The organism is Streptomyces sp. NPDC051020 (assembly GCF_040683105.1).
In the GTDB taxonomy this organism is placed as follows: Bacteria; Actinomycetota; Actinomycetes; order Streptomycetales; family Streptomycetaceae; genus Streptomyces.
In genome coordinates, this window is the sequence record NZ_JBFBCG010000057.1 from 1 (window position 1) to 22,331 (window position 22,331).

Here is a 22,331-nt window from a genome sequence, read left to right on the forward strand (position 1 = left end):
CACCGAAGCGCCAGCCGATGAACCCCTGGGCCACCACCGCCAGAGCCCCGATACCGCCCGTCGTCCAACGCCCGGCGCCGAACCACGCGGCGATCACGGGCGCAATCACCAGCAGCGGACTGAGGACAATGTCGACCGGGATCACGGCATCCGCAACCGTGATCACCACGATGAGCGCCACCGGGATCACCAACGACTGCCACGGCTGCCTCATGCCAGCAAAGCGCCGACTAAACATGCTCCTACACTGCACCCTCCCGCAGCGGCCAGCGAGAAGAGCCAGCCGCGAGCGGGCATGGTGCACGCCCAAGCCCCCTCGGGATGGGTGCTGCAGAAGCTGAGCGACGGCGACGTCGAGGCCCGATCCGTCCTGCACGCGCACGACGAGGCACCGCAGAGCGCGCCGCCGCTCGATGTGGAGCGCGCCCTGGGTACGGCCTCGCGCGTGGCCGGCCGCGGTGACGACGACATCGAAGGTCTGGTGCTCAATGGCGAGCGCGCCAGTGGCCGACTGGTCGCGGCAGGAACGGCCGCAACCGTTCCCACTCGGCATCCGTCAGATCACCCCGCCTCATGCCCACATCAACAATCCGGGCAAGCCGCAGTCACATGATCGGCCGGACAGGTCCTAGTTGAACGTCGAGCCGAGCTGCGCGCGCGTCGCGACCGTGCCCAGCGTGCCCGCGCCGAAGGTGAACGAACCGGTCGGCGTGACCCCCGAGGAGGTGGACTTGAACACCCACACCGAGCCGGCGTCGGCGTTCTCGCCGGGCGCGCCGACGATCAGCTCGGCGCGACCGTCGGCGTTGGTGTCGACCAGTTTGGTGGCCGCCCCGAAGCGGTCGTTGTTCTCCGCGACGCCGGGTACCCCCGAGGTGTCCTGCGAGTAGCTCTGGGCACCCTTGCCAGTGAGGCCGAAGGCCGTACCGCGCAGCGTGACGACCGAGCCTGCCTGGCTCTTGCCGAGGGCGCGGGTACCGCCACATCGGAGTATCCGTCGCCGTTGAAGTCGTCCGGGAGTTCCGCGACGGGGGCGACCCTGCCGGTCGCGATCCCCTGCGCGTGCGCGATCAGAGGGGCGGTCACGGCGCTGCTCACCACGAGCGCGGCGGCGAGTCCGAGGTTCCATCGCAGTGCACGTCTGTTCATGTCACTCCCAGTCCTCTGTGCTGTGCTTCGTCGGGGTCAGTAGGTGAAGGCCGCACCGAAGCGGGCCAGGGTCGTGCTCATGTCGACCGTGCCGCCGCCGAACGAGAAGGAGCAGGTGGTGACGCCGGAGGCGATGGAACGAAAGTCCCGGACTTGCAGCCAAGAAGACCGGCAGCAAGGGCAAACGATTGTACGCCCCCCGTCACCTGACATGCGGCCGGCGCGCGGACCCGAGCGGCGCAGGGCCTCCTGCAACTCGCCCCGCCCATGCCCCATCGCCACCCCAACGGTCACACCCGTACGGAACAGCCTTCAGAGCGTGCCGGAGCCCTGCGAGGAGGTGGCCGCTGCGAGACGGATGACGGCGCGGCCGCCGTCGAGGTCGACGGTGGAGCGGCTCGGCGGGGCGCCGTCCTCATTCCCTCCTGTACCGCTGGAGAAGTCAGCCATTGGGGAGGATGACCACGCGACCGTTGATCTTGCCGTGATGCAGCCTCTCGTACGCCGGCGGCGCCTCGTCCAGGGTGTCCGTCTCGACGTGGACCTCGACCGATCCGGCGCGGGCCAGGTCGAGGACCTCGGCGAGCTCGGAGCGCGATCCCCGGTACGGGGAGGTCACCGTCGTCCCTTCCGGCTCTCGATCCCCCGTCCGCCACTCAGGACGCGGTAGCCGCCGTCCACCAGGTGGGATGTCCCGGCGCGACATGAGTCTCGCCGTGACATCTGGGGATCAGGTCTCGCCTCCGTCACCGCTCGCTGAAGGTCTGCGCGGCCCTCCGGGCGCCCTGACCGGACATCGCGCCGGGCGGTCGGCGACGGTTGCCGGTCGATGCCTTGCGCAGGGCGAGCATCGCGATGTCGTCGCGCCGTACGCCGCCGGAGAAGGCGTCCAGGTCCGCATGGAGCGCGTCCAGCAGTTCACGCGGTTCGTACGCAGCCCAACAGCCGAGCCGGGCGTCCAGCGGGTAGAAGGCACCGGAGGCATCGCGGGCCTCGGTCACTCCGTCGGTGAATGCCAGAAGCGTCGCACCCGCCGGGAAGTCGAACCGCTCCGCACCGCGCGCCTCGCTGCAGAGCTCCACCATGCCCAGCGGTACGGAGGTGAGGCGGAGCGGGACAGCGGCTGCCGCGCCGTCGTGCAGCAGATGGGGCGGCAGATGACCGCAATTGACGGCCTCCACGCGATCCTCGCCCTCGAAGCCGAGGACCAGGGCTGTGACAAAGCGTTCGATCTCGCCGGTCTGGGCGGAGAAGGCGTTGTGGCGGGCGACCGCGTCCTCCAGGGCGTCCACCACTCCCGTCAGGGTGGGCTCGCGGATGGCCGCCTCCCGGAACGCGCCGAGCGCGGCAAACCCCGCACCGATCGCGGCGATCCCCTTGCCCTGCACATCACCGATGATCACCCGGGTTCCGTACGGTGATTCGACGACCTCGTAGATGTCGCCGCCGACCAGCCGGTCCTCCTCGATCGGCGCATAGACCCCGTGGGCGACGACCTGGCCGGTCAGGACGGGCAGTGGGCGCAGGATCTGCCGCTGAAGAGCGACTGCCGCGGAGCGCAGCCGGGCGATCTCGATGGCATGGCGGATCCGCAGCGAACAGGCGCCGACTCCGAGGACACAGGCCAGGACCGTGAAACCGACGCCGACGAAGAGGTCCCAGAACGTTCCTCCGGACACCAGCCGGGAGGTGACGACCACCGCCATGATCCAGGCGGCGGTGTACACCGTCTGCCGCATGGTGCCGAAGACCGAGACGAGGGCAGGCACGACGACGAGCAGCGGCACGACCCGCAGATCCTCACCGGTACGCACGTCGAGGATCAGGACCACGGCGGTCAGCAGAAACAGCCCGCCGAACAGCACGCCGTCCCCGACCCGGGGAGCGAAGACCGCGGCCTCCCCCGCATCGGTGCCCGGCACCGCCGCACTCCGCTCGACCGCCGCGCGCTCGTGCCCGATCGTCACGGCATTGCCTCCTCGTGTTGGTGTCGGCCTGTTCCCGGCATTCCCATCCAGTGCACCTGGAAGCGGAAGAACGGGACACGGGGCTAACGGCCTCAGGGGCCGGGCCGAAGGTCCTCGGTCGGCGCCTGCCGGTGGTGTCCGGTCCGGAAGTCCCGGGCCGAAGGTCCTTCCCGTGACACCAGCCGCAGGAACACCGTCACCCGGCAGGGAGGAGAGACGGCTCACACGTCAGTACGAGGCTGCCACCTGCGCGCCGCCCGTACCACTGGCGCGCCCGGACTCCGGCAGCTGCCGCGGTACGACGGCAGAGAGGAACGACGTCCGGCGGCGGAGCCGGAAGCCCAGGGACTCGTAGAGCCTGATCGCGTTCGTGTTGGTCGCGGAGGCATGCAGGAACGGGGGGTCGCCGCGCTCCTTGATCTCGTGCGCGACGGCGAGCACGAGCCGGCCGGCGAATCCCCGGCCTCGTGCGGACTCGTCGGTGCAGACACCGCTGATCTCGCTGTAGCCGGTCGGGTGCAGCCGCTCCCCGGCCATCGCGACGAGTGCTCCTTCGCGCCGGATGCCGAGGTAGGTGCCGAGCTCGACGGTGCGCGGCAGAAACGGTCCGGGGCGGGTGCGTTCGACCAGGGCGAGCATCTCCGGCACATCTGCCGGCCCCAGGCGGACGGCCTCCGGATCCGGGGCTGCTGCCACTCCGGCGTCGACCAACTGGACGCCCTCGGCGTGAAAGGCGATCTCCCAGTCGCCGGGCGGCACAGCGCCGTGTCGACGGTGGCCTCCACCGGCTGTGCAGCTGCGCCGGTCGGGGCGGTGGTTACCGCGATGCCGACGGCGCGACCGTCCTATGTGGCACCTCCGCGCGTCCGGTATCCCGGAGCAGTGCCGCCATGGCCCCAGTAGACGCCGGCGCACGACAGCGGCGTGCTCGTCAGGCCGAGAACGTAGCGGACGCCGGGGCCGCGTGCCTCGGCGTGAACGGCTTCTCTGGCCCCAACAGCGTGATCGGCAGTGATCCCTGCCGACTCGCCCACATCATGGCCCGGCAACAGGCCGCCGCAGGTGCCTGACTACACCTGATCCACATGGACATGCATCCGCGATTGCTCAACCCGCCGATGTGAGAGTTGACACCGACCGCCTCCACAGCAGCGCCCTCGCTGTTGGGGCGTGCCAAGGAAGGCGTGACGTTCATCTTCCGACACCCAATGCTGAGGGCCGGCCTCGGCTGCGCGGCAACCGTCAACTTCTTCACCTTTGTGGCAAGCAGTGGGCTGATCGTACTGTTCGCCAGCCGGAGCCTCGGACTGTCCGCAGGAGTGATCGGCATCGCGTTCGGGATCGGCGCGACCGGTGCCCTCCTTGGCGCGGTGTTCGCCCCGATGATCTCGCGACGTTTCGGCGTGGGGCGCAGCATTGTCATGGGCGCGGTGCTGTTCCCGGCGCCGATCGCCATCGCCGCCGCTGCGGACGGCCCGCTCTGGCTCCGCGCCGGAGCCTTGGCCGCGGCCGAATTCCTCTCGGGCTTCGGCGTGATGCTGTTCGACGTCAACCTCAACTCCCTTCAGGCCACGGTGATCCCCGACGGCATGCGCAGTCGCGTGGCCGGCGCGTACAGCACGATCAATTACGGCATACGCCCCGTCGGCGCCGTCGTCGGCGGGCTACTTGCCACCCTCATCGGCCTGACAGCGACCCTCCTCATCGCCGCCGCCGACGGAGCCCTGTCGTCGCTCTGGCTACTGCCCTCACCAATACCTCACATCCGTTCCCTGCCTCCGAACAACACCGTGGACAGCGCTGGTCACGAGGACGGCGACAATCGACCAGTACCTTGTTGACCCGCCGGTAACAGCCCATCGATACGGGCCGGTCGCGCCACATTCGGCCGACTCGTGTGGCAGTCTGATAGTGACCGTCCCACCGGGCTCCCCCGTACCGGTGGGGCGGTTCTGTCCTCTCCCGCTCCTCTCACCTGCACGGTTGTGACGCCGGATGACCAGCATTCCCGGCCATTCACGCCGATTGGCCGCATCGACTCGCTCTTTCACGCATGGGCGGCCCTGCCGGGGGCAGGCGCATGCACATCGCCACGGCAAAGGACTCACTGGCCGCAGAGTTCGACCGCGACCCCACCGTGCCGGAGCTCGCCGAGCAGCTGATCGCCCCGCGCACCATGCGCCTGGCGGGCGTCGGGGCCACGGAGCGCAAGGCCAGGGCACCCGTCGCGACCGGGGACGGTCAGTCGTCGTCCTTCTCCGCGGGGCGGCCCGCGTAGTAGGTGGCGATCATGTCCTCGCCGCCGTGTCCCGCCTCCTCCGCACGCGTGAACCGGTTCGCCGACGCGGCGACGAGATCCAGCGTCACCCCGGTCTGTTCGGCGGCCGCAAGGATGAGGCGGGTGTCCTTGAGCGCGGTGGACAGGGTGAAGCTCGGGGTGAGGTCGCCGGAGAGGACCGCGGCGGACTTGCCCTGGAGATACGCGGAGTCCAGCGGGCCGCCCTTCATCACGTCGAGGAACGACTGCGGGTCGATGCCCAGCCCCTCCGCGAGGTTCAGGCACTCGGCGATGCTGCTCACCATGTTGATCACCCAGGTGTTGACCACGAGCTTCAGCCGCGAGGCGGCGCCCGGTGTTTCGCCGACCCAGACCGTGCGCTGTCCGATCGCGTTCAGCACAGGGTTCACCGACGGGCGGACGGCGGACGGACCGGAAACGAAAACCGTCAACGCACCCTGTTCCGCGGGCTGCTTGGTACCCGCAACCGGGGAGTCGAGGTAGACGAGCCCCAAGTCCGCCGCCCTCTGCGCGAGTTCGGTGGTGGCATCGATCCCGACGGTGGAGCTCTGCAGCAGGACCTGACCGCGTTGCACCCCGGGCGCCGCGGCGGTGAGCGCGGCGGCCACGGAGAGTCCGTCGTTCAGCATCGTGAGGATGACGTCGGCGCCCCGCACGGCTTCCTCCGCCGTTTCGGTGATCGTGGCGCCGTCGGCGGCGAGGGGGGCCGCCTTGGCCTGCGTACGGTTCCAGGCGCGGACGTCGAGTCCGGCGCGGAGCAGGCTCCGGGTCATCCCGGATCCCATGATTCCGGTGCCGAGGACGGCCACGGTCGGCCGCTCGGGGATGGGGCTGGCAGGGGTGGACGTCATGAGAGCAGGAGTCCCTTCGTCGGCGCGCGGGCGGTTCGAGGTCAAGGGTGCCGCAGTGCGCCCTCCCGTACGGCGGTGTGCACGGCTCGGGCGAGTCGTGATCCCCACGTCGAACGCGGGCCCGCGAACGGTTCCCGGCCGCGCCGGGTGCAGGCTCCGGTGAGGCGATGCACACCGCGTCGGTGGGGTGCCTGAGCAGTCGAGTCCGGCATCCAGGAGCGCCTGGACCTTCGCCTCGGTGGCGGTCGCAACGGCATTGACCAGAGCGGCGTCGGAAAGAGCCACGGGGACGGTCACGACGATATTCACCGTGCCCGGCGGCAGCGGCCCAGCGTGTCCCGCGACCACAAAGACACTGGACACCGACCGCAAGATCCTTAACTTCCCGGCCTTGAGTGTTGACCCGCGGACTATCCAACGGCGGTTTGCCGCGACTGCATTGTATTGTCAGTTCTCGTGGGCGCGGCATCGCGGTAGCGGCGGGGGCGACATGACGTAGGTCCAGACGGGGAGGTGCATCGCATCTGTCGGATGGTCTGCGACGGGTAGTGCACGCGCTCATCGGCCCGCGCGGTGGTAGTCGCGACCATGCCGTTTTGGACCTGCCCGCGGGAGCCGGGGTACTGACGGGACACATAGGCCGTGGCGTGCCCGGACTTACGGTCACCGGAGTCGTCCGGGAACAACGCCCCGCCGTCGTGGGGCGCGGTCGGAAACAGGAAGGCGCTGATTCATGGCTGCCCACCGGTCCGATGAAGGGCCGCACCTTCACCCTGCCTCAAGAAGTCAAGACCCGGAACACCATCCACCGATCACGGCAAACCACCGCAGGTCGACCGGACGCGGTGGGCATGTGATCGGCCAGCCGGCGCCCGCGGTGCTGCCGCCATCCCTGCGCGCGTGGCTCGGGCTGATCGCGGCCCTCGCCGCGCTAGTGGTCGTCGTGCTCGGGGTCCTGTACGCCGGCCACAGCGAGCCCGGCAGCGTGGACGTGTGGATCCAGTTGGCGGTGGACGGTGTGCGGTCGCCGTGGCGGAACATCGCCCTGGCCATGAACTTCTCGGGGGAGCCCGCGGGAGCGGCGACGCTGGTCGTGGCCACCGTGACGGGCTGCCTGCTGCTTCGGCGTCCTCGCGCAGCGGTGCTCATCGTTGCCGGCGTCGCCATGGCCGTGGGGGCGGCGACGCTGCTGAAGTACCTGGTGGGACGCACCATCCACGGCGATAATCTGTCCTACCCGAGCGGGCACACCGCCTTCCTCACCGCGCTCGCCCTCGTGGTGGCGCTGCTCGCGACCGGCCTGCTCGGCCTCGGCAGGACGGCCGGCACGTTACTCGTCCTCGCCGCGGCGCTGGTTGCCGGCGCCGCCATGGGCTGGACGCAGGTCGCCCTGGGCGCGCACTACCCGACCGACGTCCTCGGCGGCTGGTGCACCGCGCTGGCGGTGATACCGGCGACCGCGTGGCTGGTCGACCGGATGGCTGACCGGCTGGTCGATGGGATGGCCGACGCCGGTCGGCGGGAGCGTCGCTGACGTCACGTCATGTCACGCCAGGCGGCGGAATACCGGCTTCACCGGTCGTCCGGCCAGCCAGGGGGTGGGGTCTGCGGCGTCCAGTGCCTTCCGGTACACCGCACATGCCTGGGCCACCACGTCGACGGTGTGATCGATGTCGGCGTCGCTGAGCGCGCTGCTCACCACGAACGACGGGGCCAGCACCCCGCCCGCGAGGAGCCTGCGCAGGAACAGGGTGCGGTACTGCTGCGACGGCTGCCGGTTCTCGTCGAGGGTGGCGAAGACCAGGTTGCTGGCCCGGCCTTGGACGACGATGTGGTCGCCGACGCCCATGCCGGCCGCGGCGTCGCGGACACCGGCGGCCAACCGCTCGCCGAGGGTGTGGAGCCGCGCGGTGACGCCCTCTTCCACGTAGGTGGTGAGCACGGCCATCGCGGCGGCCAGCGAGTGCGTTTCCGCACCGTGCGTGGTGGACAGCAGGAACACCCGGTCGCCGGAGTGACGCAGCCCGCCCCGCTCCATCAGATCGCGGCGCCCGGCCAGCGCGGAGATGGCGAACCCGTTGCCCAGTGCCTTGCCGAACGTGGAGAGGTCGGGGACGACGCCGTACAGGCCCTGGGCGCCCGCCTCGGACCAGCGCAGGCCGGTGATCATCTCATCGAAGATCAGTACGCAGCCGTGGCGGTCGGCCAGCTCGCGCAGGCCGACGAGGTACCCGGGAGTGGGGTCTCCCCTGCTCGAACGAAGTTGAGAGCTTGGGGAAGGCTCGGTGTGACCGGCAGGTTCGAGGATCAGACAGGCGACCTCGTCCTGGTACCGGGTGAGCAGCTCCTCCGTGGCGGCCAGGTCCCCGTAAGGGAACGCCACGGTGAGTTCGGTGGTCGCCGCCGGAATACCGGCGGACATCGGCGTGGTCCCGATGAACCAGTCGTCGACGGAGAAGAACGGATGGTCGCCGCAGATGGCCACCCGCGGGCGCCCGGTGACGGCGCGGGCGAGTCGCACCGCGGCGGTGGTGACGTCGGAGCCGTTCTTCGCGAACTTCACCATCTCGGCGGTCGGCACCGTGGCCAGGAAGCGTTCCGCGGCCTCGACCTCCACGATGGACGGCCGGACGAAGTTGCTGCCGCGGTCGAGTTCCCGCCGCACCGCCTCGATCACGCGTGGGTGGGCGTGGCCGAGGCTGACCGACCGCAGGCCGGAGCCGTACTCGACGTAGCGGTTGTCGTCGATGTCCCACACGTGGGAACCGCGGCCGTGGCTGATGACCGGGGCCAGGTTCTCGGGATACTGGTCGTCGCCCTTGGCGTAGGTGTGCGCGCCCCCGGGGATCATGGCGTGCAGCCGCTCGTTCGCCATCCGCGACCGGGGCAGGAGGAACTCTTCGGTGCCTTCGGTGTCCACGCCAACCTCAACTCTCTTTTTGCTGCTGGGCTTCGGCGAGGCTGGGCGCCTCCCGGTCCCGCTGGGACATCGATGTGACCGGTAGCGGCCAGGGAATGGCGAGCTCCGGGTCGTCGAATGCGATCGTCACGTCCTCGGCCGGATCGTGCGGGCGGTCGATCCGGTACGAGACGTCGGCGGTTTCGGTCAGAGCCTGGAAGCCGTGCGCGCACCCCGCCGGGATGTACAGGGTCACCTGCGTCTCGTCGGAAAGCTCGAAGAAGGCCCGGCTGCGGTATGTCGGCGAGTCCGTCCGCAGATCCACGACGACGTCGAAGATCCTCCCGTACGAGCACCGCACCAGCTTGGCCTCGCCGGAGCCGGAGCGCAGGTGCAGGCCACGCAGCACGCCCCGGACCGAGCGGGACAGGCTGTCCTGAACGAAGGCGTCCGGGTCGAGGCCCACCGAGCGGACCACGTCGGCGTCGAAGGTGCGGCAGAAGAAGCCGCGCTCGTCGGCGTACGGCGTCGGCTCGAACAGGTACGCGCCGGTGATCTCCGGGACTTTGGTCGCCTTCATGGAGCCTTCCGCAAGGTGTGGGCGTGGTCGGCCGCAGGGAACAGGGCCGCGGTCAAGGAGTTGAACTGGCGCTCGAGTCGCCGGGCGGCGGCCAGGCTCCGCTCGGTGAGGGTCTGCCGCAGCTCGGCCGAACGCTTCTCCAGCGCACGGAACTGCTCGAGCAGCCGGTCGGCGTCGACCTCGCGCGCCGGGTGGCAGTACACGCCAAGGCCCATCTCCGCCATGAGCGCGTCGCTCTTCGCTGCATAGCAGAGAGCGAGCACCGGCGTACCGGTCTTCAGCGCGCAGATCAGGTTGTGGTACCGGATCGCCACCACGGTGTCGGCAGCCGCCATCTCCTTCATCAGGTCGGCCAGTGAGGACGGCTCGGCAGCGGTGAGCAGCGGCGAGTCCACAGCGTCGAGGATCGCGGCGACCACCGACGCGTCGCACTCGTCACCGGTGAGCAGCCGGACAGCCCTGCCCTCCTCGACCAGCGCGCGGACGAACCGGATCGTCCCGTCGAGGTAGCGCCGGTATATCTCATAGGCCCGAGCGCGATCGTCGTTGCCGCCGTGAAAGTCCATAACGCCGACGCAGACCGGGCCCGGCGGGGCCGACGGGTCCGAGGGCGCGCTCGCCCGCGGCGTCGGCAGGGCGAACGTGAGGTCCGGGTAGACCTCGTCGCGCGCGGTGTCCACGCCCATGGCCCGCATCGCGTCGCGAGACTGCGCGTCCCGGTACGACCGGTATGCGGCCAGCCGCGCCGACCAGCGCACCAGGGCCCGGGTTGGCCGGTTGCCGATCGTCGCGGCGCCCACACTGACCAGCGCCACCCGGGTGCGCAACAGCCGGCCGCTCGCGCAGAGCAGGAACAGCGAGTACGGGAAGCCCCACGGCCGCAGCGGCAGCGTGGCCTCCAGGACGCCCATGCCCGGCACGATCACCACGTCGTGCCGGCGCACCCAGGCAGCGGTGCGGACGGCGTCGGCGAGTTTGCCCAGGCCCTTCGCCGCGATCGCGCCCGCCCGCGATGCGGTCCGGTACTCCCCGCGGTACCAGTGCAGCCGCGTCGCGGGGATCCGGTACCGGGTCGCAACGACCTCGGGTCCGCCGCACAGCGCGTCCACGATCGCCTCCGGGTGCTCGGCGCGGAGGTAGCCGAGTACGGCCTCGAGCGACCCGTCGTTGCCGAGGTTGCCGGAGCCGAGCAGGCCGAAGACCCCGACGCGCACCGGAGTCCCGTTCGGGGACGTCATGCCTGCCTCCCCTCACGGCCGGCGACGAGGGCGTCGACGGAGACAGTGAACCGGGCCGGGTCGACCGGGGCGCGGTCCTCGACCCGCTCGCCGGCGCCCGGCCGGACCCGGCTGGTCATCCATGCGGCCAGGCGGCGGTAGCACGCGCGCCGGTCGGCCGGGGACAACGGCGCCCGCCGGATCGCCGCGACGAAGCCCCAGACGTACTCGGCGAGCAGCCGGGGCGTCGGGTGCAGCGGGCCCGCCCGGCGCGGGTCCAGGTTGACGCACCGGGAGCGCTTGGAAGGGTTCGCCCGCTCGGCGCGGGTGGGATGGTCGCGGCGGAAGTACAGCAGTTCCGGCACCTGGTGGAAGGGCCCGTGCAGGGCGATCTCGGCGACGAACGTGCGGTCCGCGTGGTGGTAGCTGTCGAGCGGCTTCACCCGGCGCAGCATGTCGGCCCGCATCACCCCGTAGAAGTCGTCGCCACCCGGCTCGAACAACAGACTGCGGAAGCGCTCCGGCGCGTGCGGCGAGTCGGTGGCGAGCCCGTACTCGTAGGGGACCCTCACCTGGCCGTCGCCGTCGACGATCGCCTGGCCGGTGTGCGCGAGGATCATGTCCGGCCGCTCGTCCAGCGCCTGGACGCAGCGCCGCAGCAGGTCCCGGCCGTACAGGTCGTCGTGCGAGGCCCACTTGAACAGCTCGCCGCGAGACTCGGCGAACACATGGTTGTGGTTCGGCGTGGCGCCGATGTTCCGGGTCAGCCGGAGGTACCGGATGCGCGAGTCCCGCGCGGCGTACTTGCGGCAGATCTCCTGGGTCCCGTCGGTCGAGGCGTTGTCGGAGATGACCAGCTCGAAGTCCTCGTAGGTCTGGCCGAGCAGGGCGTCGAGCGACTCGGCCAAGTACTCCTCGCCGTTGTACACGGGCAGGCCGATGCTCAGCCTTGGTTGGGCGGTCATGAGGTCCTCGCTTCGTGGATGGGATTGCGGTGGCGCTCGCGCAGGGCGGACCGCAGTTGCAGCCACCACACGGCCGAGCCGCTGACGGTTGCGGCGGCGACCCCCCAGGCCGAGCCGACTGTGCCGGCGGCGGCCGCCCCGCCGAGCCCGCCGCTGACATAGCAGGCGGAGGCGAACAACTGGCAACGCAGGCTGCGCCGGGCCGTGCCGAGCGCGCGCAGCCCGGCCGCCGCGCCGGTGCCGAGGCCGACGCCCGCGACGCCGAGGGTGACCGGCACGATGAGCTCCGAGGCGGAGTGCCAGACGCCGCCGAGCACCAGCTCGCCGAGCCGGCCAGGCATCAGCAGCAGCGCCGCGCCCCAGAGCAGCGCGCCGGCGGCCTGCCCCCCGCCCAGCAGGATGCAGAACGTGCCGAGCCGGTGCGGGGCCTGCCGTAGCACCCGTGCCGCCTCCGGGACCGTGACCAGCGAAAGCCCCATGAGCACCGCCAGGAACGGGCCGAGCAGGAGCTCGGCGCCCCGCATCGCACCCACCGCGCCGATCCCGACGATCGCACCGAGCCCGTACACCCGCAGCTGGCTCGCGCCACTGAGGCTGACGTTCTCGACCAGGTATCGGTAGCCGAGATCGTGCTGCTCGCGAAGCCACCCGCGCGTCTCGGTCATCCGGGGCCGGATGCCGGACTGGATGTAGCCGTACCCCGCCGCCACCGTGGCGGACGCGCCCCAGGCGAGCACGAAAGCGGCCACGCTGCCCACACGGACCGCCACCACTATGGCCGGGACGAGCGCGACACCCCACACGACGTCGTTGACGAACGCCTTCCGCCCGGTGCCGGCGGCGAAGAACGAGAACCGCCAGGCATCCTGGAGCAGTAGCCCCGGCAACATGACGCCAAGGGCGGCGAACGCGGGCCCCACGCGGCCGCCCAGGCCGAGCCCGGCCACCAGACACGCCGCGCCGAGGGCCACACCGACGCCGAGTGCGGTACCCGTCGACCGGGCCACCGCCCCGCGCCAGGGCGCTTCCGGAACGCCGCTGAAGCGCACCACGAGCGGATCGGTGGCCAGCCCGCGGGAGACGTTGAGCACCACGCCGTACGTCACCCAGGCGAGGCTGAACACGCCGAACGCGGTCACCCCCAGCGAGCGGGCCACGTAGATGCCCACCACGAAGTTGCTCACGCTGGAGGCCGCCTGGTCGGCCAGTCCCCAGGACAGCCGACCGACGAGGGCCCGCCTGGCGGATCCGGCCGATGCCGTCGCCTTCTCCCCCTCGATGGTCATCGGTGTCATTCCTTGATCAGCCCGGCGGCGTGCAGGGCGCCGGCCGCGCCGGCGACGGTGTCGAACGGCAGCCCGGACCGCTCGGCGACGTCCAGCAGACTGTGCTCGCCGTCGGAGAGGCTGAGCACCCAGAGCATGGCCATCTGGGCCTGCTTCGCGTCGCTGCGGCCGCCGAGCGAGTCGTACAACCCGCGCCGGCCCAGCTGTGGCTCGCCGTAGGGGCTGAGGTTGACGTACTGCCGGTTGCGGTCAAGGACGGCGAATGCCTCGCGGCAGACGGCGAGAGTGTCCGCCATCGCCTCCGGGGAGACGAAGTCCAGGTTGTCCGCCGAGGTGTGGTACTCGGGGTACCCGGCGTACGGGGTCCGGCTGAGCGAGCCCACGCCGAGATCGAACCCGGGCGAGCAGAACTGCCGCTCGTCGTAGCCGTACGGAGTGAACTCGGCGACGCGGTGCGGGCGTTCGGAGGCGGCAAGCACGTGCCGCATCACCCGGTCGATCTCCGCGTCGCCGCGCCTGCTCTGCTTGTACGTCAGCCGGCCCGGGTCGCCGGCGCAGGCCAGCACAAGGCCGTGCTTGACCCTTCCCCGAGCTCTCGGCTCCGCTCGAGCAGGGGATACCCCATTCACCCGCTCCGCGTTGCGGGCCAGCCAAGTGATCGCCCCGATGGTGCCGGGCGCGTAGATGAACCGGTAGGTGTAGTACGGCGTTTCCTGCGCCAGCGCCCGGGCCAGGAACGTCGCCACCGCGATGCCGGCCAGGTTGTCGTTGGCCAGCGACGGGTGGCAGACGTGGCAGGAGACGATCACCTCGTCGGTGACCTGCCCGGGGACCACGTGCTCGGCGTAGGTGAGGTGGCCGTCCGCGAGCGTGGAGTCGATGCGCACCTCGTACTCGCCGTCCGGCAGCGCGTCCACGGTCTCCTGGGCCAGGCAGAACCCCCATTCCGGCTTGTAGTAGCTCGTGCGGTAGGGCACCCAGGTCGGGTGGTCCGGCAGGGTGTGCAGGTGTTCCCGCAGCTCGGCCAGCGGCATGGTCCCCGACACCGGCACGCTGTAGCCGAGCACGTGCAGGCTGGAGGCGGCGAAGTCGACGACCCGGTTGCCGGCGGTGTCGGCGATGTACGCGTCCCGGATGTTCCACTCCTGCGGCACCGTCCAGTCGAGCACTTGCGTCCCGGTCGGCACCTCGTGCACCTGCAGCGGGACGTACTCGCCGACGATCTCCAGGGTGGCGCGCACACCGTCGCCGGTGATGCTCCGGCACAGCGGGTACAGCCGCTCCACCAGCGCGTGCATCTGTTCGCCGGCCGCGGTCATCGGCGCCACCGCAGGGTGTCGTCGACGGTGCCGGCGTCGGACGCCGCGCGCAGCACGGCCAGCCGGGTGAAGCGTCGCTCGAAGTCCTCCCGGGTCAGCCCGTATTTCCGGTAGTTGTCGGCGAGTTCGAGCGCGCCCTGCTTCACGGTCCACTCGCAGTCGAAGCCGGGCACCGCGGCGCGGAACCGGGTGAAGTCCACCCGGTACGATCGCGGATCGGCACCGGTCTCCCCGGTGATCACCACCTTCGAGCCGGATACCGCCTCTGCGACCTGCTCGGCGATCTCGGCGACCGTGACGTTGTTGATCTCGCTGCCGATGTTGAACGCCCGGTCGTGCACCGCTTCGCGCGGCGCGGTCAGCGCTGCTGTGAAGGCCCGTGCGATGTCGGCGGCGTGCACCAGCGGACGCCAGGGCGTGCCGTCGGACATCACCAGCACCTCGCCGGACAGGAGCGCGTGGCCCACCAGGTTGTTCAGCACGATGTCGGCGCGCAGCCGGGGCGAGAAGCCGAAGGCGGTGGCGTTGCGCATGAACACCGGGCTGAAGTCGCCGTCGCAGAGCGCGTGCAGGTCGTCCTCCACCCGCACCTTGGACTCCGCGTACGGCGTCACCGGGCGCAGCGGGGCGTCCTCGGCCACCAGGTCGTCGCCGCCGGCGGCGCCGTAGACCGAGCAGGTCGACGCGTACAGGAAGCGCCGCACTCCGGCGTCGCGGGCCAGCCGGGCCAGCCGTACGGACGCGTGGTGGTTGATGTCGTAGGTGAGCTCCGGCGCCAGCGACCCCAGCGGGTCGTTGGACAGGGCGGCCAGGTGGATCACGGCGTCCACCCCGGCCACGTGTTCGACCGTGACGTCGCGCAGGTCCGCCCGCGGCCCCGGCGGGTCCGCGGGCGGCGGGCCCAGCACGCAGTCGGCGAACAGGCCGGCGTCAAGACCGACGACTTCGTGCCCGGCGGCCGTGAGGACCGGGGCCATCACGGTGCCCAGGTAGCCCTGGTGTCCGGTCAGCAATACGCGCAAGGTTCAGTCCCCCAGGTCGAGAGTGAGTTTGGTGACGGCGAACGCCTCGGCGTAGCGCGCGTGGCTTTCGATACCGCGGATCCGGGCCAGCCCGAGGAAGGCTTCCCGGTCGTACCAGGGCCGGTGCTGCTGCGAGGGGTAGTGCTCCTGCAGCAGCCGCACCTTTTGTTCGGCGATCTCCGGCGACAGCGGCTGGTACGCCGCCGGACGGCCGAGATCGCCGTCCCACTTGACGATCTCGTAGCCGAGCACGAGGTGGTCGCGGAACGCGGTGGTCATCAGCTTCGCCAGACCGCGGTGATCCTGGTGCGCGTCATCGGTGCGCGGGGCAAGCACGAGATCCGGCTCTGTCCCCGCGCGCAGATCCTCGACCGCGGCCTTGGCCTCGTCCCAGCGCGCGGGCAGCCGGCCGTCCGGCAGCTTGTGCACGGTCAGCCGCAGGTCGGCGCCCGGGCAGAAGGCGGCGAGCGCGGCCTGCTCCTCCTGCTCCCGCTCGCTGCCACCGCCGGAGAGCACCAGCGCGTCGACGCGGATACCCGGCCGCGCGAGGCACAGCGTCAGCAGCGTACCGCCGGCGCCGATGGCGATGTCGTCGCAGTGCGCGCCCACCGCGACGATCCGGTCCAGGCGCCCGGCCCCGAGCCGGATCACGCCCTCGCTCCGGCACCGTGCCTGCTGCCGGTCGCGCTCGCCCCCGCGCCGTCCCGTTCCCACACGGTCCACGGGCGGTCGCCTTGGGCGTAGGCAGCGTCGAGCGCGGCCCGCTCCTTCACGGTGTCGGTCGGCTTCCAGAAGCCGCGGTGCTGGTGCGCCACCAGCCGTCCGTGCTTGGCCAGTTGGGCGCAACCGTCAGCGACCAGGTCCCCGTTCTCCGGGATGTGGTCGAAGACCTCCTGGCGGAGCACGAAGTAGCCGCCGTTCTCCCACAGCGGCATGTCACTCACCGCGGTAATGCCTCCCACCAGGCCGTCCTCGCCCAGGTCCACGCAATGGAACGAGGACTGCGGCGGCACCACCATCATCGACGCACCGGCGTCGCGCCGGGCGAACCGGTCGATCATCTCCGGCAACGGGGCATCGGTGAGCACGTCGGCGTAGTTGGCGAGGAACATCTCGTCGCCGGCCAGGTGGTGCCGCACCCGGCGCAGCCGCTCCCCGATCGGTGACTCGATGCCGGTCTGCGCGAACGTGATCGTCCAGTCGGCGATGTCGGTGGACAGCAGCTCGGTCCGCCCGCCCCGCAGCACGAAGTCGTTGGACGTCGTCTCCTCGTAGTTGAGGAAGAAGTTCTTGATGTGGTGAGCCCCGTACCCGAGACACAGGATGAACTCCGTGTGCCCGAAGTGTGCGTAGTAGCGCATGACGTGCCAGATCAGCGGCCGCGGGCCGACCATCGCCATCGGCTTGGGCGTGTCGTCGGAGGCTCCGTTGCGCATACGCAGCCCGTAACCGCCGCAGAACAGAACGACCTTCATGGCTTGACCTCGACAATGCTCAGTTCCGGGATGGGAAAGACCAGCCGGCCGCCCCACTCGTGCACGAAGGACAGCTGCTCGACCAGCTCGGCCCGCAGGTTCCACGGGAGGACGAGGACGTAGTCGGGTTTGTCGGTGCTGATCTGCTCGGGCGGCAGGATCGGGATGCGGGTGCCCGGGGTGAACCTGCCGTGCTTGTAGGGGTTGCGGTCGACCGTGTACGGGAGCAGGTCGGGCCGGATGCCGCAGTGGTTGAGCAGGGTGTTGCCCTTGCCCGGGGCGCCGTAGCCGACGACCGTCTCGCCGCGCTCGGCCGCCTCGATGAGGAACCGCAGCAGGTCCCGGCGCACCTTGGCCACCCGAGCGGAGAACGCGGTGTACCCGGACAGCTCCTGCAGCCCGGCGGCCTTCTCCCGGTCCAGCACGTCGGCCACCCTTCCCCAAGCTCTCGGCTCCGCTCGAGCAGGGGATACCCCATTGGTCGGCTCGCCGGCCACCTCGGCCGGCCGGGCCCACAGCCGGATGGATCCGCCGTGCGTGGGCAGCAACTCGACGTCCACGAGCGCGAGTCCGCCGCTCGCCAGCGCCCGGATCGCGGACGCGACCGTGTAGTACTGGAAGTGCTCGTGGTAGATCGTGTCGTACTGGTTCTCCTCGATCAGGGTCAGCAGGTGCTGCACCTCGATGGAGACCCAGCCGTCGTCGGCGACCAGGGCGCGCAGCCCCCGGGTGAACCCGACCACGTCGGGGATGTGCGCGTACACGTTGTTGGCCACGACCAGGTCCGCCGGGCCGTGCTCGGCGCGGACGTTGGCGCCGGTTTCCGGGTCCAGGAACTCCGTGAGCGTGGGCACACCCGCGTCCCGCGCCGCGGCGCCGACGTTCACCGAGGGATCGATGCCGAGGCAGCGGATCCCGCGGTCCACCACATGCCTCAACAGGTACCCGTCGTTGCTCGCGACCTCGACCACGAAGGCGTCGGGGCCGAGACCCAGCCGCTGTACGGCGTCGGCGACGAACGTGCGCGCGTGCTCCACCCAGGAGGTCGAGTAGGAGGAGAAGTAGGCATACTGCGTGAACGTCTCCTCCGGCGTGATCAGCGGAGGGATCTGCGCGAGCCAGCAGTCGGTGCAGACCCGCAGATGCAGCGGGTACGTCGGCTCCGGCAGGTCCAGTTGGTCCGCGGCGAGAAAGCTTTCACACGGCGGGGTCGTCCCCAGATCGACGACGCTCCCCATCGCCGCCGAGCTGCAGAGTCGGCATCGTGTCATTTACTGCCCCCATCTCTGCTCGCGCGGGTGTTCCGCCGCGAGCCATCGTTTCCGTTCCCTGCCGGCGGCGCGCTGCCCCCGCCGCCGGACCGACCCGCGATCGCAATGCGGTATCCCTCCACCAGGCGCTCCAGCCCGACGGCCGGGCTGAAGTGCTGCTCGTAACGGCGCCGGGTCGCCTGGCCCATCTCCCGGTTGCGGGCCGTCTCGGCCGTGATCCGGCGTATGCAGGACGCGAGCGAGGCAACCTCGCCCGGCCGGTGCAGCAGCCCGGTCACCCCGTCCTCGACGAGTTCGATGAAGGCGCCGTGACCGGCGGCGACGGTCGGGACCCCTGCCGCCATCGCCTCCACGACCACCAGGCCGAACGCCTCCAGCCACGTGGAGGGAGCCACCACGGCGATCGACCGCGCGATGGCCTGCCGGCACTCCGCCTGGTCGTACAGGCCGACGTACCGCACGTCGTCCCGGCCCGCCGCCCAGGCGGTCACCTCTCGCTCCAGCGGTCCCGTGCCGGCGATCACGAGCGGCACGCCCACCCCGCCGTCCGCGGCGATCTCGTCCCACGCGGCCATGAGCAGCCGCACGCCCTTGGCCTCCGCGAGCCGGCCGAGATAGAGCAGATGCTCGCCATCGCCATCTCGGCGGGCGCCCGGTTCGGGCACGAAGTTGTGCTTCACGGCCAGCCGCTCGGCCGGCATGCCGGCCCGCGCCAGGACGTCGCGCTGCGCCGCGGAGATGCAGAAGAACCGCTCCACGCCGGACCACCACCGCCGTCGGTTGACCGACAGGCTGACCGCGAGCGGCACCGTAGCCAGCCGGGAGCTCCGGTAGCAGCCGTGCTGGACGGCGGGCAGCGGAGCGGACCCGACGCACTCGGTGCACGGCCGGCCGTCCCGCTGCAGCGTGCCGGGCGGGCAGACCTGGGTGTAGTTGTGCAGCGTGGCGACGGCGGGCACGCCGGCGTCGGCGCAGGCGGCCAGCACCGCCGGCGACAGGAGTGGGAAGACGTTGTGGACGTGCACCACGTCCGGCCGCTCGGTGCGAAGCCGGGCGGCGAGCTCCGCGCGGACCGCCGGGTTCCACGGCACCAGCAGCGGTACCGCGACCTTGCCCAGCAGGGATCGGGCAGCGATGTCGTCGCTGCGCCGCTCGAACACTTCGACCCGGTGGCCGGCCCCGCGCAGCAGTGCCACCTCCTGGTCGACGACCTTGTTCTCCCCGCTCGGCTGCGCCGAGGCGTAGCGGTTGTGCACCACGAGGACGTGCATGCTCAGGTCACCTCCGATCTCTGGGCCCATCGCGGGACGCGTCGTCGAGGGACTTCGGGCGTCGAGAGGGGAGTGGCCGCGGCAGGTGCCGCCAGCAGTGAAGCGGCCACCGCCAGATGCAGCAGATACGGCGAGGCGTCGCCCAGCCCGGTCTCGGTGTACGACGCGATCGCGCAGTAGCTGATCAGAAAGATCGCGCAGGCTCTCGACAGCGTCGGTGGCCGCAGCAACGCGACGCCGCCCAACACGATGATGATCGCCGCCACCAAGGCGACGCCGGTCATACCCTGCTCGTTGTAAACGGCCAGCCAGCTGTTGTCGATCGGCAGCCCGCCGAACGACTTGTCGCCCAGGCCCATGCCGAACACCTGCTCCGAGGTCGTCCGGGGCGCTGCCAGCAGGGCGTCCCAGACCTTGGCCCGACCGGTGAGGCTGGTGAAGTACTCCTGGCTCTGTCCGCGCAGGAACCACGCCTGCAGCGCGGAGGCGAACCCCACCGCGGCCACGGCGGCGTAGAGCACCGCCCAGGCGAAGAACCGGCGGGCGGCGGCGCTGGTCAGGATGAGCGAGCCGATCGCCAACGCCAGCCCGATGAGCAGGCCGAGCGTAGCCGTCCGGGTATGGGTCAGCGCGAGCAGGACGAGTGACGGCACGATGACCACCGCCGCGCCGGCCTTGTCGGTCCGGCGGCCCAGAACGAGCAGCACGGTAAGCCCGATGATCACCGCGGCGTACTGTCCGATCTGCGGCGGGGTGAGCGGCCACAACGCGCCGACCAGCCGCCCGCCGTAAGTCTCGGGCATGGCCGCGCCCGGTGAGATGACCAGGCCGGCGGCCACCGACCCGAGCACCGCGAAGTACATCCGGATGTGGTGCCGGACGAACGTCAGGCCGCCGTCCCACCAGCGGCTGAGCAGCCACAGCGTGCCGACGAAGAGAGCCAGCCGGGCGCAGCGGAACAGCGCGCCGAACCCGGACTCCAGGTGGGCGCTGGAGATCACGCTCAGCACCAGCAGCAGGGTGAGCAGGAACACGAAGGCGCTCGCTTGGATGCGCAGCCGGAGATTGACTGCGAGCGCCAGCGAGAACGCGGCGACCAGCGAGCCCATGGTGACCATCTGGATGAGGGAGCGGGGCAGCGGAATGATGGTCTTCGCCCCGGCGGAGCCGAGCGTGTTGAGGATCAGCAGTCCCCAGACGGTCCCGATGATCTTCGGTGTGTGGTCGGTGTGCATCTCAACCACCGTCCTGGGTGCGGAAGGTGCTGCCCGCGTCCTGCTGGTACGGCGTGCCCTGCCACTGCCCGGAGTTGAGGATCCGGCTCGGGTCGTGGGCGACGAATTTCCATGGTCCGAGGTAGGCGTTGTCATGCCAGCGGTTCTGCTGCTTGCTGGTGATCGCCTCGGCCACCCGCTCGCCCTGGTACGGCGACCAGTCCGGGTAGGTGCCGTAGTTGGCCAGCACCGCTATGCGGTCGCACTTGACCGTGCAGTCGACGACGGACTTGTCCAGCAGGAAGCGGTTGTTGTGGATGTCCACCCGCTGGGTCTTCCACCGGCAGTCGGCGTAGAGCGGTTCGGTGGCGATCGCCGGCTGGGCGCAGCGGTCCATGTCCTTGACCAGCAACGTGCAGTCACCGGAGGAGGTGTTGGCCGGGCTGTTGCAGAACCGGTCGGCGTTCTCCCACAGGGTGATCCCGGACCAGTTGTTCTCCAGCAGGTTCCGGTAGACCTCGATCCTGTCCGTACGGGCCCGGACCCGTGGTTCGCCGCCCGATTCGGACAAGTAGAGGGTCGCGAAGGGGAAGTTGTCCCCGCGGTCCGCGTACTTGCGGCCCTCGACCCAGTTGTTCCGCCGGATCGTGTTCTTCCGGATGACCGCGTTGTAGCTGGTCTCGTAGATCAGCGCGGCTCCGTCGTTGGCCTCGAGCACATTGTCCTCGATGAGGAAGTCGTTGTTGTTGGTGTCCGCCCACAACCCGGTTCCGCGGTTGTCGTGCACCCAGTTGCCGCGTACGTCGGCGCCGTCGACGGCCCAGAACTTGACGCCTCCGGTGCAGCCGCAGCCCGGCCGCTTCCGCTCCCAGTCGTCCGTGTTGTTGCCCACGATCTCGTTGCCCTCGACCACCAGGCCGCTGATACGGCCGTTGCCCTTGTACGCGTTCACGCCGTACTGACCGTTGTCGCGCAGGCAGCTGGCGCGGACCCGCTGGCGGGCCCCGGCCATCAGCCCGGCGCCCGAGTTGTTCTGGATCGTCGCGTGCTCGATCACCCACCCGTCGGCCGAGTCATGGTTGACCACGCCCTCGTCGCGCGGCGCGACGAAACGTTGCACGGTCAGGTAGCGGATGGTGACGTTGCGGGCGGTACCGCCGAACGCGTACTGGTTCTTCTTCCGGCCGTCGAGCACCGCGCCCGGCGCACCGAGGTAGCGGTTCCCCTCCTTGGGGATGACCTGGGCGTAGCGGTCCGCCTCGAGCCGGTGCTTGCCCGGCCGAAGCCAGAACGTGGTGTTCGGCGGGCTGCTCTTCGTCTTCGCGGCCAGGTCACCGGCCACCGAGGGGTCGACCGTCACCGCGCCCGCCGGCGCCTTCGCCGGCCCGGACGCGGGGTTGGCGCACACCCGGGCCACGGACGTGGATGGCGCAGCGGCCGGCTTTGCCCGGGCGCCCGGCGTGCTCTCACAGCCGGGCGCCGCCAGCAGGGCCAGCGCCAGCGGTACCGCCGCCAATGCCCAGTGGTGCCTCTTGATCCCCATGCG

The 22,331-nt window shown here is 70.6% G+C and carries 23 protein-coding genes and 5 pseudogenes; 4 read left to right on the forward strand and 24 right to left on the reverse strand.

The window, feature by feature from the left end; all coding sequences use genetic code 11:
* Nucleotides 1-181: pseudogene (locus tag AB0N06_RS26800) on the reverse strand (serine/threonine-protein phosphatase); the annotation flags it as partial.
* Nucleotides 182-325: 144 nt separating this feature from the next.
* On the opposite strand from AB0N06_RS26800, the gene AB0N06_RS26805 reads away from it, so the two are divergent.
* Entirely contained in the window at nt 326-613 is a 288-nt protein-coding gene (locus AB0N06_RS26805) for a hypothetical protein (protein WP_366137225.1), read from the forward strand.
* Nucleotides 614-628: 15 nt separating this feature from the next.
* Here the strand turns inward: AB0N06_RS26805 and AB0N06_RS26810 are convergent, their stop codons facing one another.
* From AB0N06_RS26810 to AB0N06_RS26840, 7 genes and pseudogenes are all read right to left on the reverse strand, one after another.
* Nucleotides 629-994, reverse strand: coding sequence for an FG-GAP repeat protein (locus AB0N06_RS26810; protein ID WP_366137266.1), 366 nt, complete (start codon nt 992-994; stop codon nt 629-631).
* A pseudogene (locus AB0N06_RS26815) lies at nt 985-1,149 on the reverse strand (VCBS repeat-containing protein); the annotation flags it as partial. The gene AB0N06_RS26810 and the pseudogene AB0N06_RS26815, both read right to left, overlap by 10 nt.
* Nucleotides 1,150-1,461: 312 nt before the next feature.
* Nucleotides 1,462-1,599 (reverse strand): DUF6191 domain-containing protein, encoded by a 138-nt coding sequence (locus AB0N06_RS26820; protein ID WP_366137226.1) that lies wholly within the window; start codon nt 1,597-1,599, stop codon nt 1,462-1,464.
* Complete coding sequence (locus tag AB0N06_RS26825; protein WP_366137227.1) at nt 1,592-1,855, reverse strand: zinc-binding dehydrogenase; 264 nt, start codon at nt 1,853-1,855, stop codon at nt 1,592-1,594. Before AB0N06_RS26825 ends, AB0N06_RS26820 begins: the two co-directional genes overlap by 8 nt.
* A gap of 40 nt (nt 1,856-1,895) precedes the next feature.
* Nucleotides 1,896-3,116 carry a PP2C family protein-serine/threonine phosphatase gene (locus AB0N06_RS26830; RefSeq protein WP_366137228.1) on the reverse strand — a complete coding sequence of 407 codons (1,221 nt, stop codon included), beginning with the start codon at nt 3,114-3,116 and terminating at the stop codon, nt 1,896-1,898.
* Between the two features lie 228 nt (nt 3,117-3,344).
* Nucleotides 3,345-3,872 (reverse strand): annotated as a pseudogene (locus AB0N06_RS26835) (GNAT family N-acetyltransferase); the annotation flags it as partial.
* A pseudogene (locus AB0N06_RS26840) lies at nt 3,869-4,096 on the reverse strand (serine hydrolase); the annotation flags it as partial. The pseudogenes AB0N06_RS26835 and AB0N06_RS26840, both read right to left, overlap by 4 nt.
* A gap of 204 nt (nt 4,097-4,300) precedes the next feature.
* On the opposite strand from AB0N06_RS26840, the gene AB0N06_RS26845 reads away from it, so the two are divergent.
* Together AB0N06_RS26845 and AB0N06_RS26850 are read left to right on the forward strand one after the other, a co-directional pair.
* The gene (locus tag AB0N06_RS26845) at nt 4,301-4,957 is read left to right on the forward strand and encodes an MFS transporter (RefSeq protein WP_366137229.1); all 657 of its coding nucleotides are present in this window, start codon (nt 4,301-4,303) and stop codon (nt 4,955-4,957) included.
* Between the two features lie 239 nt (nt 4,958-5,196).
* Nucleotides 5,197-5,394 carry a hypothetical protein gene (locus AB0N06_RS26850; protein WP_366137230.1) on the forward strand — a complete coding sequence of 66 codons (198 nt, stop codon included), beginning with the start codon at nt 5,197-5,199 and terminating at the stop codon, nt 5,392-5,394.
* Here AB0N06_RS26850 and AB0N06_RS26855 read toward each other — a convergent pair.
* The 3 genes and pseudogenes from AB0N06_RS26855 to AB0N06_RS26865 form a co-directional block, all read right to left on the reverse strand.
* The gene (locus AB0N06_RS26855; RefSeq protein WP_366137231.1) at nt 5,358-6,266 is read right to left on the reverse strand and encodes an NAD(P)-dependent oxidoreductase; all 909 of its coding nucleotides are present in this window, start codon (nt 6,264-6,266) and stop codon (nt 5,358-5,360) included. The genes AB0N06_RS26850 and AB0N06_RS26855 overlap by 37 nt on opposite strands.
* Nucleotides 6,267-6,307: 41 nt before the next feature.
* A pseudogene (locus AB0N06_RS26860) lies at nt 6,308-6,584 on the reverse strand (adenosylcobinamide amidohydrolase); the annotation flags it as partial.
* A gap of 92 nt (nt 6,585-6,676) precedes the next feature.
* Nucleotides 6,677-6,997, reverse strand: coding sequence for a transposase (locus AB0N06_RS26865; RefSeq protein WP_366137268.1), 321 nt, complete (start codon nt 6,995-6,997; stop codon nt 6,677-6,679).
* A gap of 122 nt (nt 6,998-7,119) precedes the next feature.
* Between AB0N06_RS26865 and AB0N06_RS26870 the strand changes: the two genes are divergently transcribed.
* Nucleotides 7,120-7,800 (forward strand): phosphatase PAP2 family protein, encoded by a 681-nt coding sequence (locus AB0N06_RS26870; protein WP_366137232.1) that lies wholly within the window; start codon nt 7,120-7,122, stop codon nt 7,798-7,800.
* 12 nt (nt 7,801-7,812) lie between these two features.
* Here the strand turns inward: AB0N06_RS26870 and AB0N06_RS26875 are convergent, their stop codons facing one another.
* From AB0N06_RS26875 to AB0N06_RS26935, 13 genes are read right to left on the reverse strand one after another with little or no spacing between them, the layout of a single operon-like run.
* A complete protein-coding gene (locus AB0N06_RS26875) occupies nt 7,813-9,186 on the reverse strand; it encodes a glutamate-1-semialdehyde 2,1-aminomutase (RefSeq protein WP_366137233.1) in 1,374 nt (457 codons plus the stop codon).
* Nucleotides 9,187-9,193: 7 nt separating this feature from the next.
* Nucleotides 9,194-9,745: a dTDP-4-dehydrorhamnose 3,5-epimerase gene (rfbC, locus tag AB0N06_RS26880; protein ID WP_366137234.1), complete on the reverse strand. Its 552-nt coding sequence runs from the start codon at nt 9,743-9,745 to the stop codon at nt 9,194-9,196.
* Nucleotides 9,742-10,983 (reverse strand): polysaccharide pyruvyl transferase family protein, encoded by a 1,242-nt coding sequence (locus AB0N06_RS26885; RefSeq protein WP_366137235.1) that lies wholly within the window; start codon nt 10,981-10,983, stop codon nt 9,742-9,744. The genes rfbC and AB0N06_RS26885 overlap by 4 nt, the downstream gene beginning before the upstream one ends.
* The gene (locus tag AB0N06_RS26890; protein WP_366137236.1) at nt 10,980-11,927 is read right to left on the reverse strand and encodes a glycosyltransferase family 2 protein; all 948 of its coding nucleotides are present in this window, start codon (nt 11,925-11,927) and stop codon (nt 10,980-10,982) included. Before AB0N06_RS26890 ends, AB0N06_RS26885 begins: the two co-directional genes overlap by 4 nt.
* Nucleotides 11,924-13,213 (reverse strand): hypothetical protein, encoded by a 1,290-nt coding sequence (locus AB0N06_RS26895; RefSeq protein ID WP_366137238.1) that lies wholly within the window; start codon nt 13,211-13,213, stop codon nt 11,924-11,926. Before AB0N06_RS26895 ends, AB0N06_RS26890 begins: the two co-directional genes overlap by 4 nt.
* 5 nt (nt 13,214-13,218) lie before the next feature.
* Nucleotides 13,219-14,541: a DUF4910 domain-containing protein gene (locus AB0N06_RS26900; RefSeq protein ID WP_366137240.1), complete on the reverse strand. Its 1,323-nt coding sequence runs from the start codon at nt 14,539-14,541 to the stop codon at nt 13,219-13,221.
* The gene (locus AB0N06_RS26905) at nt 14,529-15,554 is read right to left on the reverse strand and encodes an SDR family oxidoreductase (RefSeq protein ID WP_366137242.1); all 1,026 of its coding nucleotides are present in this window, start codon (nt 15,552-15,554) and stop codon (nt 14,529-14,531) included. The genes AB0N06_RS26900 and AB0N06_RS26905 overlap by 13 nt, the downstream gene beginning before the upstream one ends.
* A gap of 3 nt (nt 15,555-15,557) precedes the next feature.
* On the reverse strand, nt 15,558-16,205 hold the full coding sequence (locus AB0N06_RS26910) for a PIG-L deacetylase family protein (RefSeq protein WP_366137243.1): 648 nt from the start codon (nt 16,203-16,205) through the stop codon (nt 15,558-15,560).
* Nucleotides 16,202-17,029 carry a glucose-1-phosphate cytidylyltransferase gene (locus AB0N06_RS26915; protein WP_366137244.1) on the reverse strand — a complete coding sequence of 276 codons (828 nt, stop codon included), beginning with the start codon at nt 17,027-17,029 and terminating at the stop codon, nt 16,202-16,204. The genes AB0N06_RS26910 and AB0N06_RS26915 overlap by 4 nt, the downstream gene beginning before the upstream one ends.
* On the reverse strand, nt 17,026-18,300 hold the full coding sequence (locus tag AB0N06_RS26920) for a class I SAM-dependent methyltransferase (RefSeq protein ID WP_366137245.1): 1,275 nt from the start codon (nt 18,298-18,300) through the stop codon (nt 17,026-17,028). Before AB0N06_RS26920 ends, AB0N06_RS26915 begins: the two co-directional genes overlap by 4 nt.
* Nucleotides 18,297-19,571, reverse strand: a complete 1,275-nt coding sequence (locus AB0N06_RS26925) for a glycosyltransferase (protein ID WP_366137246.1) — start codon at nt 19,569-19,571, stop codon at nt 18,297-18,299. Before AB0N06_RS26925 ends, AB0N06_RS26920 begins: the two co-directional genes overlap by 4 nt.
* A 2-nt stretch (nt 19,572-19,573) precedes the next feature.
* Nucleotides 19,574-20,806, reverse strand: coding sequence for an O-antigen ligase domain-containing protein (locus AB0N06_RS26930; RefSeq protein ID WP_366137247.1), 1,233 nt, complete (start codon nt 20,804-20,806; stop codon nt 19,574-19,576).
* A gap of 1 nt (nt 20,807) precedes the next feature.
* Nucleotides 20,808-22,328: a right-handed parallel beta-helix repeat-containing protein gene (locus tag AB0N06_RS26935; protein WP_366137248.1), complete on the reverse strand. Its 1,521-nt coding sequence runs from the start codon at nt 22,326-22,328 to the stop codon at nt 20,808-20,810.
* Nucleotides 22,329-22,331 lie beyond the last annotated feature (3 nt).